The following is a 15,808-nucleotide window of genomic DNA, read 5'->3' on the forward strand; positions in this document are numbered from 1 at the left end:
CTTGCTCCCGCTCGGCTGCGCAGCAGTCGTGAACCCGCGGTGTCGGACCGCTTCGCAGCCCGGCGGGAGCAAGCCCCCTCGCCACAAAGGCAATCCTCAACCTGCTGCAAAAACGCAAACTCCCCCTGCACATATCCCGGTTGTACACGGCAAATTTGCACTGTTACGATCGGTCAACGCTCGCGCGCGAGCTTCTCGAATAAAGACAATAAAAGCAGGGAGTTAGTGATGACTGCTCAGGCTTCATCCCCGCGGACGCCGTCCATGGATGCCACGCAAAACGAAGTGCTGGCCGAGGTTCGCAATCACATCGGTCACCTGACCCTCAACCGCCCCGCCGGTCTCAACGCCATCACCCTCGACATGGTTCGTCAGTTGCAGCAGCAACTCGATGCCTGGGCCACTGACCCCAGCGTGCGCGCGGTTGTGCTGCGCGGTGCCGGTGACAAGGCTTTCTGTGCCGGTGGCGATATCCGTTCGCTGTACGACAGCTTCAAAAGCGGCGACACGCTGCACGAAGATTTCTTCGTCGAGGAATACGCCCTCGACCTGACGATTCATCATTACCGCAAACCGGTGCTGGCCTTGATGGACGGTTTCGTCCTGGGCGGCGGCATGGGCCTGGTGCAAGGTGCGGATCTGCGGGTGGTCACCGAAAAGAGTCGTCTGGCGATGCCCGAAGTGGCGATCGGTTATTTCCCCGATGTCGGCGGCAGTTATTTCCTCTCGCGGATTCCCGGTGAACTGGGGATCTATCTGGGCGTCAGCGGCGTGCAGATTCGTGCGGCCGATGCGTTGTACTGCGGGCTGGCCGACTGGTTTGTCGACAGCAGCAAACTGGCGAGCCTCGACGAACAACTCGATCATCTGGAATGGCGCGATACGCCGCTCAAGGATCTGCAGAGCCTGCTCGCGAAAAATGGCGTGCAAACCCTGGCCGATGCACCGCTGGAGAAACTGCGCCCGGCCATCGACCATTTCTTCGCCCTGCCGGACGTGCCGAGCATTGTCGAGCAACTGCGCGCGGTCACCGTCGCCGACAGCCATGAGTGGGCGACCACCACCGCTGACCTGCTGGACAGCCGCTCGCCACTGGCGATGGCCGTGACCCTGGAAATGCTGCGTCGTGGCCGGCACCTGAGCCTGGAACACTGTTTCGCCCTCGAACTGCATCTGGATCGCCAGTGGTTCGAACGCGGCGACCTGATCGAGGGCGTGCGCGCCCTGCTGATCGACAAGGACAAGACACCACGCTGGAACCCGCCGACCCTCGCTGCGCTGGACGCCGGGCATGTCGCGAGTTTCTTCCACGGTTTTACTGAGAGCGGGAGCTGAGCCATGCACGATCTCGAACTGACTGAAGAACAAGTGATGATCCGCGACATGGCCCGGGACTTCGCCCGAGGCGAAATCGCGCCCCATGCGCAAGCCTGGGAAAAGGCCGGCTGGATCGACGACGCGCTGGTGGCGAAAATGGGCGAACTCGGTTTGCTCGGCATGGTGGTGCCCGAGGAATGGGGCGGCACCTACGTCGATTACGTGGCCTATGCGCTGGCGGTGGAAGAGATTTCTGCCGGCGACGGTGCCACCGGTGCCTTCATGAGCATTCACAACTCGGTGGGCTGCGGCCCGGTCATGAACTACGGCAGCGAAGCGCAGAAACAGACCTGGCTGGCGGATCTCGCCAGTGGCCAGACGATTGGCTGCTTCTGCCTCACCGAACCGCAGGCCGGTTCCGAGGCGCACAATCTGCGCACCCGTGCCGAACTGCGTGACGGCCAGTGGGTGATCAACGGCGCCAAGCAATTCGTCAGTAATGGCAAACGGGCGAAACTGGCGATCGTGTTTGCGGTGACCGACCCGGATCTGGGCAAGAAAGGCATTTCCGCGTTCCTGGTGCCCACCGATACTGCGGGTTTCATCGTCGATCGCACCGAACACAAGATGGGCATCCGCGCCTCCGACACCTGCGCGGTGACCCTGAACAACTGCAGCATTCCCGAAGCCAATCTCCTCGGCGAACGCGGCAAGGGCCTGGCGATTGCCTTGTCCAACCTCGAAGGCGGGCGCATCGGCATCGCTGCGCAGGCCTTGGGCATCGCCCGGGCGGCGTTTGAAGCGGCGCTGGTTTACTCACGCGACCGAATCCAGTTCGGCAAGCCGATCAATGAGCACCAGAGCATCGCCAACCTGCTGGCCGACATGCACATGCAAATCAACGCGGCGCGACTGATGATCCTGCACGCGGCGCGCCTGCGCACAGCGGGCAAGCCGTGCCTGTCGGAGGCGTCACAGGCCAAACTGTTCGCCTCGGAGATGGCCGAGAAGGTCTGCTCCTCGGCGATTCAGATTCATGGCGGGTATGGGTATCTGGAGGACTATCCGGTCGAGAAGTACTACCGCGATGCGCGGATTACCCAGATCTATGAAGGCTCGAGCGAGATTCAGCGGATGGTGATTGCCCGGGAACTGAAGAACTATCAGTTGTAACGCCAAAAGCTTCGCGAGCAAGCCCGCTCCCACATTGGATCTGCGTCGTACACAAATCCCATGTGGGAGCGGGCTTGCTCGCGAAGGCGTCAGTCAGGTCAGCGCATTATTTGCCCTGAAACTCCGGCGTCCGCTTGGCCACAAACGCCGCCATCCCTTCTTTCTGATCCTGGGTGGCAAACGCCGCATGGAACACCCGGCGCTCGAAGCGCACGCCTTCAGTCAGGTTGACCTCAAAGGCGCGGTTGACGCTTTCCTTGACCATCATCGCAATCGGCAGCGATTTGCTGGCGATCACCGCGGCGACTTTCAGCGCCTCGTCGAGCAACTCATCGCTCGGCACGATCCGCGCGACGATGCCGCAGCGCTCGGCTTCCACCGCATCGATCATCCGCCCGCTGAGGCACATTTCCATGGCCTTGGCCTTGCCCACGGCGCGGGTCAGGCGCTGGGTGCCGCCCATGCCCGGGAGCACGCCGAGGTTGATTTCCGGTTGGCCGAATTTGGCGTTGTCGCCGGCGAGGATGAAGTCGCACATCAGCGCCAGTTCGCAGCCGCCACCGAGGGCGAAGCCGTTGACCGCTGCGATGATCGGCTTGCGTCGGTTGGCCACGCGGTCGCTGTCGCTGAACAGGTCGTCCATGTAGATCTGCGGATAGGTCAGTTCGGCCATTTCCTTGATGTCGGCGCCGGCGGCGAAAGCTTTCTTCGAACCGGTGATGACGATGCAGCCGATGTTCGCATCCGCTTCCAGACCGTCGAGGGCGTGGTTCACTTCGCTGACCAGTTGCGCGTTCAAGGCGTTCAGTGCCTGCGGGCGGTTGAGGGTGATCAGGCCGACGCGGCCGTGGTTTTCCAGCAGAATCGTTTCGTAAGTCATGGGCAAGATTCCTTGTCAGAGATTGCGCGAAATAACCATGCGCTGAATGTCGCTGGTGCCTTCGTAGATCTGGCAGACGCGCACGTCGCGGTAGATGCGTTCCAGCGGGAAGTCGTTGAGGTAACCGTAACCGCCCAGCGTCTGCAACGCCATCGAGCAGACCTTCTCGGCCATTTCCGAGGCGAACAGTTTGGCCATCGAAGCCTCGACCAGCGCCGGCTGGCCGCTGTCACGCAGGGCGGCGGCGTAATGCACCATTTGCCGGGCAACGGCGATCTGCGTGGCCATGTCGGCGAGACGGAAGGCCACGGCCTGGTGCTCGATGATCGGTTTGCCGAAAGTGTCGCGCTCACGGGCGTAATCGCGGGCCGCTTCGAACGCGGCACGGGCCATGCCCACCGCTTGCGAAGCGATGCCGACGCGTCCGCCTTCAAGGTTGGCCAAGGCAATCTTGTAGCCTTCACCCTCCTCACCCAAGCGGTTGGCGACCGGCACTTTCACGTCTTCAAACAGAATCTGGCAGGTGTCCGAAGCATGCTGGCCGAGCTTGTCTTCGACCCGGGCGACTTTGTAGCCCGCAGAATCGGTCGGCACGATGAACGCCGTGATGCCGCGTTTGCCGGCACTCGGGTCAGTCACCGCAAACACGATCACGATCCCCGCGTTCTGCCCGGAAGTGATGAACTGTTTGCAGCCGTTGAGCACGTAGTGATCGCCTTCGAGGCGCGCGCGGGTTTTCAGGCTGCTGGCGTCGGAGCCGGCCTGCGGTTCAGTCAGGGCGAATGCGCCGAGCATCGCGCCGCTGGCCAGCGGTTTGAGGAAGCGCTCGCGCTGGTCGTCGTTGCCGAACTTGAGGATCGGCACGCAGCCGACCGAGTTGTGCACGCTCATGATGGTCGAGCAGGCGCCGTCGCCGGCGGCGATTTCTTCCAGGGCCATGGCGTAGGCCAGGTAGCCGGTATCACAACCGCCCCACTGCTCCGGCACCAGCATGCCGAAGAAGCCCAGCTCGGCCATCTCGCCGATGGCTTCCTTGGGGAAACGGTGCTCGCGATCCCACTCGGCGGCGAACGGTTTCAGTCGTTCCTCGGCGAACTGCCGGGCCATGTCGCGAATCTGGGATTGGTCTTCGTTGGGAATCATGGTGAATCCTTAATTCTGGTAACACCACCCGTTCATTGTGGGAGGGGGCTTGCTCCCGAAGAGGCCGGGTCAGTCAAATAACTTCTGAATGACACACCGCTTTCGGGAGCAAGCCCCCTCCCACAAGGACAGTCAGATGTTGGCTTCAGTAGACGCATTCCACGGCCATCGCCGTGGCTTCACCGCCGCCGATGCAAATCGCTGCGATCCCGCGTTTCAGGCCTTTCTGGCGCAGGGCCGAGAGCAAGGTCACCAGAATCCGCGCGCCCGAGGCACCGATCGGATGGCCCAGTGCGCAGGCGCCGCCATGCACGTTGAGCTTGTCGTGGGGGATTTCCAGATGGGTCATCGCCGCCATTGCCACCACGGCGAACGCTTCGTTGATCTCGAACAGATCGACCTCGTTCAGCGCCCAACCGGTCTTCTTCACCAGCTTCTTGATCGCGCCAATTGGTGCCACCGGGAACAAACCCGGAGTGTCGGCAAACGCCGCGTGGCCGTGAATCACCGCCAGTGGTTTCAGACCGAGTTTCTGTGCCTGCGACTGGCGCATCAGCACCAGTGCCGCCGCGCCATCGGAGATCGAGCTGGAGTTGGCCGCGGTCACGGTGCCGCCTTCGCGGAACGCCGGTTTCAGTGAGGCGACCTTGTCCAGTTTGGCTTTCGGCGGCTGCTCGTCGTTGCTGATCAGCAGCTGTTCCTTGCCAACCGTCACGGTCAGCGGAACGATCTCGGCCTTGAAGCTGCCGTCCTTGATTGCCTGCTGGGCGCGGGTGGTCGAAGCGATAGCAAAGGCGTCCTGGGCTTCGCGGCTGAAGTCGTTGGTTTCGGCGCAGTCTTCGGCGAAGGTGCCCATCAGGCGGCCCTTGTCGTAAGCATCCTCCAGACCGTCGAGGAACATCGAGTCGAGCACCCGGCCATGGCCCATACGGTAACCGGCACGGGCACGGTCCAGCAGGTACGGCGAGTTGGACATGCTTTCCATGCCGCCGGCGATCACCACGTCGGCGCTGCCGGCCAAGAGCAGGTCGTGGGCGAGAATGGTGGTTTCCATGCCCGAGCCGCACATCTTGTTGACCGTGGTGCAGCGCGTCGATTTATCCAGCCCGGCACCCAGTGCCGCTTGACGGGCCGGTGCCTGACCGAGGCCGGCGGGCAAAACGCAACCGAACAGCACTTCGTCGACCGCATCGCTGGCGACGCCTGCGCGTTCAACCGCGGCCTTGATCGCCGCAGCACCGAGTTGCGGCGCGGTGAGGCTTTTCAGTTCGCCTTGAAAACCGCCCATCGGGGTGCGGACGGCGCTGACGATGACAATTGGATCGTTGGAAAGGCTCATGACAAATCCTCCTTACTTGGCGGCCATGCGCAAGGCGCCGTCGAGACGGATCACCTCACCGTTGAGCATGCTGTTTTCGATGATATGCCGAACCAGCGCGGCGTACTCGGCAGGTTTCCCAAGGCGCGGCGGGAACGGTACGCCGGCGGCCAGCGACTCGCGCACTTCCGGGGTCATACCGGCCATCATCGGGGTTTCGAAAATGCCTGGAGCGATGGTCATCACGCGGATGCCGAAACGCGCCAGTTCGCGGGCGGCCGGCAGGGTCAGGCTGGCGATCGCGCCTTTGGAGGCGGAGTACGCGGCCTGGCCGATCTGGCCGTCGAACGCTGCGACTGAGGCGGTGTTGATGATCACCCCGCGCTCGCCGTCGGCATTCGCCTCGCTTTCGGCGATCGCCGCTGCGGCCAGACGCAACATGTTGAAGCTACCGATCAGGTTGACGTTGATCACTTGGGCAAAACTCGACAGCGCATGCGGGCCGTTCTTGCCGAGAATCTTCTCGCCCCGCACGATGCCGGCGCAGTTGACCAGACCGTTAAGGCTGCCAAAGGCTTTGAGCGTGGCCTGCACGGCGGCTTCGGCAGCGGCTTCATTGCTGATGTCGGCGACGACGCTTTGCGCGCCGAGACGCTGGGCCTGAGCGGCTACCGCTTCGGCGTTCATGTCCACCAGCATCACTTTGGCGCCGGCGTTGACCAGCAACTCAGCGCTGGCGGCACCCAGGCCGGAGGCGCCGCCGGTGACGATAAAAACCTTGTTCTCGATCTGCATGACTGACTTCCTGATTCAAGCTGAAACGTTGTGCGCCGCGGCCTCTTGAGCCTTGGCGATTTCCTGGTTGCGCAAGATGAAGCGCTGCAATTTGCCGCTTGGGGTTTTCGGCAATTCGCTGACAAATTCGATTTCACGCGGATACGAATGCGCGGCCAGCCGTTTGCGCACGTGTTGCCGCAACTCCTCGGCCAGCGCCGGTTCGGCGCGGTATTGCGGGTTGAGTACGACGAAGGCCTTGACCAGCTCGGTGCGCTCCGGATCGGGCTTGCCGACCACGGCCGCTTCGACCACCGCCGGGTGTTCGATCAGCGCGCTTTCGACGTCGAACGGGCCGACGCGGTAGCCCGAGGTGGTGATCACGTCATCACTGCGACCGACGAAGCTGATGCTGCCATCGGGGTTCCATTCCACGGTGTCGCCGCTCAGGTAGTAATCGCCGACGAAGGCTTTGGTTGTCACGCCTTGGTAACCGCCGAACCAGCACATCGGCGACTGTGTACGGTCAATGGCGAGGATGCCCGGCTGGCCAACGCCGAGTTCGTTGTAATTTTCGTCGAGCACCACGATGCGATGGCCTGGCGAGGCGAAACCGGCGGCGCCAAGGTGGATCGGGTGCTCCAGACCGTGGTGGTTGCACAGGACCATGCCCAGTTCGGTCTGGCCGTAATGGTCGTGAATCACCACACCGAGGTTGTCGGCGAACCAGCGAATCACTTCCGGGTTGAGCGGCTCGCCGGCGCTGCTGACGATGCGCAGCTTGCCCTTGATCGACTTGGCGAACTCGTTGCCACCGGCAATCAGCAAGCGGTACGCGGTCGGCGAGCCGGTGAGATTGGTGATGCCGTATTTGTTGATCACCCGGCAGGTGCTTTCGAGGGTGAACGGGCCATCGTAAAAGGTGATCGGGTGCCCCATCGACATAGGGCCGGTGACGCCGAAATAGATGCCGTAGGCCCAGCCCGGATCGGCGACGTTCCAGAACGAATCTTCAGGACGCAGATCCACCGCGTCGCGGGTGTAGCTCTGGAACGCGACGATGGCCTTGAGCGGCACCGACAGCGCTTTCGACGGACCGGTGGTGCCCGAGGTGAACATCAGCAGAAACGGCTCTTCGCCGCTCAGCAGTACCGGCTCGCAGAGATTGGAATAGTTGGCCAGCTCGGCCCAGAAACTGAAGTCGCCACGGACGATGCCCTGACCTTTGGTGCCGCCGACGGTGACGATGGTCGGGCAATCGTTGACCTCAGCGAGTTTCGGCCGGTTGACCGCATCGGTGACCACCACTTTGGCCCCGGAGCTGTTCAGCCGATGTTCGATGGCCTTGGGGCCGAACGCGGTGAACAGTGGCTGATACACCGCGCCGATGCGCCAGGTGGCGAACACGGTGATGAGCAATTCGATGTTGCGTGGCAGCAGGCCGGCGACCTTGTCGCCCTTCTGCACGCCCTGGGCGAGAAGGAAATTGGCGAAACGCGCGGCTTTGTCCTGCAGCTCGCTGAAGGTGTACGTGGCACTCGCGCCGTCGCGGCCCTCCCAGAACAACGCAATGCGCCCAGGCAAGGCATGGCGGTCGCAACATTCGACGCAGGCGTTGAGCGCCCCCAGCGTGCCGCTGAGCGCAGCGTCCACGGTGTGCTGATAGTTGAACTGTTCGGTGGCAGACAAGTAATCGCGCATTGCCAGAATCCCTCTGTGTTTTTATTAGGCTGGGAACCGTAAACAACACAGGGATAGTCGCGCTGCGGCGCGGAGGCGGCAATGGTCAAAGCTGTCAATCTGGCTGATTGGTTTGGCCAAGATTCCAGAGATGTGCCGCCTGGACTGGCGCCTTCGGGAGCAAGCCCCCTCCCACAAGGGAATTGCATTTCAAATGGGGGGATCACTGTGAAAGCTGCAATCACAGAAGATTGCATTTAAAAGAATGCTCCACCTGTGAAAACCAGGAAGGCTGCAATCACAGGAAGAATGCATTTCAAATGTGGGAGGGGGCTTGCTCCCGAAGAGGCCCGATCAGGCGACTGACAATCCGGATCAGACGGCTTCGTTGAGGATCAGAGTGCGGTAATGCCCCGGGTTCGACCCGGACCACTTGCGAAACGCCTTGTAGAACGAACTCGCATCGGCAAACCCCAGCCGCGTCGCGATTTCGACGAAGCTGATCGACGGCTCGGCCAGCCAGGTGATTGCCAGTTCCTTGCGCACGCTGTCCTTGAGACCCTGATAGGTCTGCCCCTCCTCGGACAATCGCCGGCGCAGGGTCGAGGCAGACATGCACAGTTGTTGCGCTAGCGCCTCGGTCTCCGGCCACTGTTCGGCGGGTAGCTGCCGCAGATCCTGTTTGATTCGGCTGGCGAGGCTTTCCGGGTCGCGGTACTTCACCAGAATGTTTGCCGGCGCATGGGCCAGAAAGCGTTTCAGTTCTTCGGCCGTACGCTTGATCGGCAGATCGAGACAGTCAGCAGCAAAGATCATCCGCGTGCGCGGACGGTCGAAACGCAGGTTTTCCGAGAACATTACCCGGTAGTCGTCGCAGAAATCCGGCTCGGCGCAGCGCAACTCGATCGCCAGAATCGGAATCCGCCGCCCCGCCAGCCAGCACGCCACGCCGTGGACGATCATCCAGTAAGTGAAATAGGTGAAGGCCCGGCGGGGTTCGGGGTCGTCTTCGAGCAGGACGATTTCCGCCAGACTTTGCTGATGCAGCAGTTGCGCCGGGATTTTTTCCAGCATCAGCGAGAGGAAGTTAAGCCCGCTGTTGAGCCCGGCGGCCAGCGTCGGTTGCGCCATGGCGCTGCGGCAAAGGAACTCAAGACTGCCGGACTTGAGCTTGCGCGGATCCATGCCGAAGAACTCGTCATCACCGCGCCGGGCCAGCAATCGCCAGAGTTTCGCATATTGCGAGGCCGGCACCCGGCCCTGTTCGCGGTGCAGCAGGGCCGGGGCAATCCCGACCTTGTTCAAGACTTCATCCGTGGCCACGCCCGGGGCACAACTTTGCAGCAGCGCTTCACGCACCAGTTGAACGGCGATGGTGTCTTTTTCCGACATGGAGCGAGGCAGACCTTGTTGTTTTCGAGTGAGGGGCATCTTAACGCAGGATGCGAATTCAGCACGAATCCCCCTGTGGGAGCGGGCTTGCTCGCGAAGGCGATGTGTCAGCAACATCCTTATCGACTGACGCGCCGCCTTCGCGAGCAAGCCCGCTCCCACAATTGGATCTGAGCAAGGCCAAGATAGGTACCGTTCAGCGAATGTTCAGGTAAATGTCAACCATCCCCATTTGGGAATGAGTGTCATTATGTTACAACTTAGCCACCTATCTAAAACTCGTGGTTGCCTGAATGCTCGTTCCCTTTCTGATCATGCTGCGCGAAGGCATCGAAGCCGCGCTGATCGTTGGCATCATCGCCAGCTACCTGCAACAAACCGGCCGTGGCCAGTGGATGCCTGCCGTGTGGATCGGCGTGTTTCTCGCTGCGGCCCTGGCGTTGCTGGTCGGTGGTGGCCTGGAACTGGTGAGCGCCGAATTCCCGCAGAAACAGCAGGAGTTGTTCGAAGGCATTGTCGGACTGGTCGCGGTGGGCATTCTCAGCTCGATGGTGTTCTGGATGCGCAAAGTCGCGCGTTCGATCAAGCATTCGCTGCAGGCCTCGCTTGATCACGCCCTGACCTCGTCAAAGCATCAGGTGATCGCGCTGATCGCCATGGTGTTCTTCGCCGTGGCTCGCGAAGGGCTGGAAACCGTGTTCTTCCTGCTCGCCGTATTTCAGCAGAGCGAAGGCCCGGGCGCGCCGATCGGTGCCCTGCTCGGCCTGGTGCTGGCGATCATTGTCGGCTTCCTGATCTACAGCGGCAGCATGCGCCTGAACCTGTCGGCGTTCTTCAAGTGGACCGGGTTGTTCATTCTGGTGGTCGCCGCCGGGATTCTTGCCAACTCGGTGCAGGCGCTGCATGAAGCCGGGGTGTGGAATCACCTGCAAACCGTGCTCTTCGACTTCAGTGCGACGCTACCGATGGATGGCCCGCTGGGTTCGGTGCTGGCCGGTATGTTCGGCTATCAGGATGCACCGACCGTCAGCACCCTCGGTGCCTATCTGATCTATCTGGTGGTGGCGCTGGTGATGTTCTTCTACCCCGCCGCGCCGGTCAGCACTAAAGCCGCTGCCAAAACGACTTCCGCTTCCAGCCAATAAGGGCATCCATGTCAAAGCCTAATACTCCTCAGGCCTCCCCTCCCCGCGCCTTGCGCTGGGCGGTGGCCGGTTCGGTGGTCGTGATGATCGCCGCCGGTGGCTTGTTCTACTACGCCTCGAAAATGGCCGCGGCCAAGCGGCAGCACAACCATGATGAAGTGGTGGTGAACATCAACGCGCACAGCTGCGATCCGAACGAGCTGACGGTTCCCGCCGGTCGCGCCAGTTTCCGCATCGTCAACCGCTCCGACCGGGCGGTGGAATGGGAAATCCTCGACGGCGTGCTGGTAATCGAAGAGCGCGAGAACATCGCCCCCGGCCTGAGCCAGGTGATCAACGCCAACCTGCAACCCGGCGACTACGCGATTACGTGCGGTCTGCTGAGCAATCCGCGTGGCGTGCTGCACGTAACGCCGACTGCCGCCTCCGATGAGGCCGCCAAGGCCAAACCGTCGATGGTCGCGTTCGTCGGGCCGCTGTCGGAGTTCCGCGTGTATCTGGCCACTCAGGGCAGCGCGCTGATCAAAGCCGTGACCGCGCTGAATCAGGCGATTACCGGCGGCGACTTGGCCCAGGCACAGGCGCTGTACCTGCCGGCCCGTGCCGCTTACCAGCGTCTGGCACTTGCCGCGCAACGTCTGGCGGAACTGGACAACAGCATCAATGCCCGCGCCGATTACTTCGAAAAACGCGAACAGGATCCAGCGTTCGTCGGTTTCCACCGGATCGAATACGCGCTGTTTCAGCAACGCAGCCTCGACGGCTTGAGCCCGGTGGCCGAGCGTCTGCTGGCCGACGTCACCACCCTCAAACAACAACTGCTGGCCCAGTCGCTGCCGCCGGAGCAACTGGTGAGCATCGTGGTGCGCAACCTCAACACCCTGGCCGACGTGCGCGCCGCCAGCGGTGAAGAGGAACGCTACAGCCACGGCGACCTCAACGGCTTTGCCGGCAACCTGGAAACCGCGCACAAAGTGGTCGAGCTGCTGCGGCCGATGCTGACCAAGTCGGCGCCGGATCTGCTGCCGAAAATTGACGCGGCGCTGAGCGATTTCGACAACGTATTGAACCGCTTCAAGGTCAAGGACGGCTACGCCACTTACGACACGGTCAGTGGCGAACAACGCAAACAGATCGCCGACAAGGCTCAGGCTCTGGCTGACGCTCTGGATGGCATCGATCCCGCCCTCGGCCTCTCCGGCCTGTAAGCAGAAGACGAATACCGATGAAAGATTTGCAAAACCTCGATCTGCAACGTCGCCGCCTCCTGATGGGCATGGGCGTCGCTGGCGTCGCACTGGCCGGTTCGGCCCTGAGCTGTCCGGCGATGGCTGCGGCCCCGGCACAAGTGACCGAAGCCCCGAGCAGCGACAAGACCGAAGATCGCCACGACTTCCACGGCGTGCACCAGACCGGCATCGTCACCCCACGGCCGGCGGCCGGCATGTTCGTTTCGTTCGACGTACTGGCCAGTGATCGCGAAGACCTGGAGCGGCTGTTCCGCACCCTCAACGAACGCATCGCGTTCCTGATGAAGGGCGGCCCGGTGGCGCAGATCGACCCGAAACTGCCACCGCCGGATTCCGGCATTCTCGGGCCGGTGGTGACCCCGGACAACCTGACCATCACTGTCTCAGTAGGCGAATCGTTATTCGACGAGCGCTTCGGTCTGGCCGCAGCCAAACCGAAGCGCCTGCAACGCATGGTCGGTTTCCCCAACGATGCGCTGGAAGCCGATTGCTGCCACGGCGACTTGAGCCTGCAGTTCTGCTCGAACACCACCGACACCAACATTCACGCCCTGCGCGATATCGTGAAAAACCTGCCGGACCTGCTGCTGGTGCGCTGGAAACAGGAAGGCAGCGTGCCGCCGCAAGCCCCGGCCAAACCGGGGGTGCCGGCGCAATCGGCGCGCAACTTCCTCGGTTTCCGTGATGGCTCGGCCAACCCCGATTCCAACGACGCCAAAGCGATGGACAAGATTGTCTGGGTGCAACCGGGCAGCGATGAGCCGGCGTGGGCGGCCCACGGCAGCTATCAAGCCGTACGGATCATCCGCAACTTCGTCGAGCGCTGGGACCGTACACCGCTGCAGGAACAGGAAAGCATCATCGGTCGGGTCAAGACCAGTGGCGCGCCGATGGGCGCCAACCACGAAACCGAAGTCCCGGATTACAGCAAAGACCCGGAAGGCAAACTGACCAAGCTCGACGCGCACATTCGCCTGGCCAACCCGCGTACCGCCGCGAGCCAAGCCAACCTGATCCTGCGCCGGCCGTTCAACTACTCCAACGGCGTGAACAAGAACGGTCAGCTCGACATGGGCCTGCTGTTCATCTGTTACCAGGCCGATCTGGAAAAAGGCTTCATCACCGTGCAGACCCGCCTCAACGGCGAGCCGCTTGAGGAATACCTCAAACCGGTCGGCGGCGGTTACTTCTTCACCCTTCCGGGTGTCACCGGCGACAAGGATTTCATCGGTCGCTCGCTGCTCAACGCCACACAACCCAAAACAGCTGCATAACCATAAAAACCTTCGGAGCCGCTCCATGAAAAAGTCGCCACTCGCGTTACTGCTGACCCTCGGTTTGCTCAACACCCCACTTTCGGCGTTCGCCGCGACGGCGCCACTGGATCTGGTCGGCCCGGTGTCGGACTACAAGATCTACGTCACCGAGCAATTGGATCAACTGGGCACTCACACCAAACAATTCACCGATGCGGTGAAGAAAGGTGATCTGGCCACCGCGCAGAAGCTTTACGCGCCGACCCGCGTCTACTACGAGTCGATCGAGCCGATCGCCGAGCTGTTCAGTGACCTTGATGCGTCCATCGACTCCCGCGTCGACGACCATGAAAAAGGTGTGAAGGCGGAAGACTTCACCGGTTTCCATCGCATCGAATACTCGCTGTTCTCGGAGAAAAGCACCGAAGGCCTGACGGCCCTAGCGGACAAGCTCGACAGCGATGTGAAAGACCTGCAGACCCGCGTCGCCGGCCTGACCTTCCCGCCGGAGAAAGTCGTTGGTGGTGCTGCCGCGCTGCTGGAAGAAGTGGCCGCGACCAAGATCTCCGGTGAAGAAGACCGCTACAGCCACACTGACCTGTATGACTTCCAGGGCAACATCGACGGCGCGAAGAAAATCGTCGACCTGTTCCGTCCGCAGATCGAAAAACAGGACAAGGCATTCGTCGCCAAAGTCGACAAGAACTTCGCCACCGTGGACAAGATCCTCGCCAAGTACAAGACCAAGGACGGTGGTTTCGAGACTTACGACAAAGTGAAAGATGCAGACCGCAAGGCGCTGGTTGGCCCGGTCAATACTTTGGCTGAAGATCTTTCCACGTTGCGTGGCAAGTTGGGTCTGAACTGATTGATGTAGAGGCCTTAAGTGCCCCATCGCGAGCAGGCTCACTCCTACAGTTGGAATGCATTCCCCTGTAGGAGTGAGCCTGCTCGCGATAGCGGTTTTAACCGCACCGAATAATCTGAAGGGTTACAAAATCCGGTAGAGCAACCGCTCAATCCGCACCCGACTCACCCGCTTGAGAAACTTCGCCACCCCCGCCGGGTACTCCGGCAGTGTCTCCAGGCTCTGGAAGCTGGCAATCCGCGTGGTATTGCGGAAAATCTCTTCCTGCTCCTTCGCCCGTGGCGCCAGCCACTCGCCTTGCGGATCATCGATCAGCAGCGCGTTTTCCAGGTCCAGGCGGAACGCCCGTGGATTGAGGTTGTTGCCAGTCAGCAGCGTATAACGCTGGTCAACCCACATGCCCTTGAGGTGATAGCTGTTGTCGCCGTCACGCCACAGATGCAGGTTCAACTGGCCGCTGTCGATGTTGCGCTGATGCCGCTTGGCAAAGCGGCGCAGGCTGATCTCGTACAGATACGGCAGCGCCGCGATCACCTTGAACGGCTCGCTGGGCGGAATGTAGAAATCGTTGGCCGTCTTGTCGCCAACCACGATGTCGATCTTCACCCCACGGGCCAGTGCGCGGTTGACCTCGCGGATGATTGGCAGCGGCAGATTGAAGTACGGGGTGCAAATGGTCAGTTGCTGTTGCGCGCTGGCGATCAGTTCGACAATCACCCGGTTCAACGGGTTGTTCTTGCCCACGCCCAGCAACGGACTCACCGACAGACCGGTATGCGCCGTGCTGCCGGCACTGGTGTCGTACGCCGCATATTTGAGACGGCTGCGCAGATCGCCGATGTCGTTGCGCAGGCTGCGGGTGGTCGGCAGGTTCGGCAGATCGAGGCGATGCACGGCCTTGGATTCGATCAGACCGTGCTTGACCAGATGCTGCATCGAGTCGGCCAGTTCGCGGTTTTCGATGACGTGATAGCGGTCGAACCGGTACTTGTCGAACTTGTGCAGATAGACATTGTTCAGGCTCGCACCGCTGTAAACCACGCAATCGTCGATCACGAAGCCTTTCAGATGCAGCACGCCAAACAACTCGCGGGTCTGCACCGGAACGCCGTAGACCGGCACTTCGCTCTGGTGTGTGCGGGTCATTTCCTGGTACCACGCCGAGTTGCCCGGCTGTTTGCCGGCACCGATCAAGCCGCGCTGGGCGCGCAGCCAGTCGACGACCACGACGATTTCCAGCTCCGGACGCTTGAGCTTGGCGGCGTGCAAGGCATCGAGAATTTCCTGACCGGCCTCGTCGTGCTGCAGGTACAGCGCAACGATGTAGATGCGTTGGGTCGCCTCGGCGATTTTCTCCAGCAGGCAACGACGGAACTCGGCGGCGCCGGACAGAATGGTCACGGCCTCGGCAGTCAGCGGAAAGCTGCGCAGTTTGGGCAGCAAAGAGCGTTTGAAAAGCAACGGCATAGGGCTCGCAATGGGTCGAATCCGAAGAACCCGAGAGCTTACACCATCAACCGGTTCGGGTCTTGTTACTGTCTGTAATGACGCCTTCGCGAGCAGGCTCGCTCCCACAAAGGATCGCATTTCAAATGTGGGAGCGGGCTTGCTC

The 15,808-nt window shown here is 61.6% G+C and carries 13 protein-coding genes; 6 read left to right on the forward strand and 7 right to left on the reverse strand.

Annotated features, from left to right (window positions below):
- Positions 1-228 precede the first annotated feature (228 nt).
- Positions 229-1,335 carry an enoyl-CoA hydratase/isomerase family protein gene (locus tag JFU48_RS22590; protein WP_201137725.1) on the forward strand — a complete coding sequence of 369 codons (1,107 nt, stop codon included), beginning with the start codon at positions 229-231 and terminating at the stop codon, positions 1,333-1,335.
- Between the two features lie 3 nt (positions 1,336-1,338).
- Positions 1,339-2,490 (forward strand): acyl-CoA dehydrogenase family protein, encoded by a 1,152-nt coding sequence (locus tag JFU48_RS22595; RefSeq protein ID WP_103483377.1) that lies wholly within the window; start codon positions 1,339-1,341, stop codon positions 2,488-2,490.
- Between the two features lie 106 nt (positions 2,491-2,596).
- On the opposite strand, the gene JFU48_RS22600 is transcribed toward JFU48_RS22595, so the two are convergent.
- The 6 genes from JFU48_RS22600 to JFU48_RS22625 form a co-directional block, all read right to left on the reverse strand.
- Positions 2,597-3,370, reverse strand: a complete 774-nt coding sequence (locus JFU48_RS22600) for an enoyl-CoA hydratase (RefSeq protein WP_103483376.1) — start codon at positions 3,368-3,370, stop codon at positions 2,597-2,599.
- A gap of 15 nt (positions 3,371-3,385) precedes the next feature.
- The gene (locus JFU48_RS22605) at positions 3,386-4,513 is read right to left on the reverse strand and encodes an acyl-CoA dehydrogenase (RefSeq protein ID WP_103483375.1); all 1,128 of its coding nucleotides are present in this window, start codon (positions 4,511-4,513) and stop codon (positions 3,386-3,388) included.
- A gap of 145 nt (positions 4,514-4,658) precedes the next feature.
- Entirely contained in the window at positions 4,659-5,852 is a 1,194-nt protein-coding gene (locus JFU48_RS22610; protein ID WP_201137726.1) for an acetyl-CoA C-acyltransferase, read from the reverse strand.
- A gap of 12 nt (positions 5,853-5,864) precedes the next feature.
- Positions 5,865-6,626 carry an SDR family NAD(P)-dependent oxidoreductase gene (locus tag JFU48_RS22615; protein ID WP_096796067.1) on the reverse strand — a complete coding sequence of 254 codons (762 nt, stop codon included), beginning with the start codon at positions 6,624-6,626 and terminating at the stop codon, positions 5,865-5,867.
- A gap of 15 nt (positions 6,627-6,641) precedes the next feature.
- Positions 6,642-8,306 (reverse strand): AMP-binding protein, encoded by a 1,665-nt coding sequence (locus tag JFU48_RS22620; protein WP_201137727.1) that lies wholly within the window; start codon positions 8,304-8,306, stop codon positions 6,642-6,644.
- Positions 8,307-8,660: 354 nt separating this feature from the next.
- On the reverse strand, positions 8,661-9,677 hold the full coding sequence (locus JFU48_RS22625) for an AraC family transcriptional regulator (RefSeq protein ID WP_003224697.1): 1,017 nt from the start codon (positions 9,675-9,677) through the stop codon (positions 8,661-8,663).
- A gap of 293 nt (positions 9,678-9,970) precedes the next feature.
- Here JFU48_RS22625 and efeU point away from each other — a divergent pair, with 293 nt between their 5' ends.
- The 4 genes from efeU to efeO (JFU48_RS22645) are packed head-to-tail and all read left to right on the forward strand — an operon-like array spanning position 9,971 to position 14,196.
- Positions 9,971-10,822, forward strand: a complete 852-nt coding sequence (gene efeU, locus JFU48_RS22630; RefSeq protein WP_103483370.1) for an iron uptake transporter permease EfeU — start codon at positions 9,971-9,973, stop codon at positions 10,820-10,822.
- A gap of 8 nt (positions 10,823-10,830) precedes the next feature.
- Positions 10,831-12,030: an iron uptake system protein EfeO gene (gene efeO / locus JFU48_RS22635; protein ID WP_201137728.1), complete on the forward strand. Its 1,200-nt coding sequence runs from the start codon at positions 10,831-10,833 to the stop codon at positions 12,028-12,030.
- 17 nt (positions 12,031-12,047) lie between these two features.
- Positions 12,048-13,346, forward strand: coding sequence for an iron uptake transporter deferrochelatase/peroxidase subunit (efeB, locus tag JFU48_RS22640; protein WP_201137729.1), 1,299 nt, complete (start codon positions 12,048-12,050; stop codon positions 13,344-13,346).
- A 25-nt stretch (positions 13,347-13,371) separates the two neighbouring features.
- Positions 13,372-14,196, forward strand: coding sequence for an iron uptake system protein EfeO (efeO, locus tag JFU48_RS22645; RefSeq protein WP_201137730.1), 825 nt, complete (start codon positions 13,372-13,374; stop codon positions 14,194-14,196).
- Positions 14,197-14,319: 123 nt separating this feature from the next.
- Here the strand turns inward: efeO (JFU48_RS22645) and pssA are convergent, their stop codons facing one another.
- Entirely contained in the window at positions 14,320-15,663 is a 1,344-nt protein-coding gene (gene pssA / locus JFU48_RS22650; RefSeq protein ID WP_003224687.1) for a CDP-diacylglycerol--serine O-phosphatidyltransferase, read from the reverse strand.
- Positions 15,664-15,808 lie beyond the last annotated feature (145 nt).

The sequence above is a fragment of the Pseudomonas sp. TH49 genome (assembly GCF_016650625.1).
Classification (GTDB): domain Bacteria; phylum Pseudomonadota; class Gammaproteobacteria; order Pseudomonadales; family Pseudomonadaceae; genus Aquipseudomonas; species Aquipseudomonas fluorescens_H.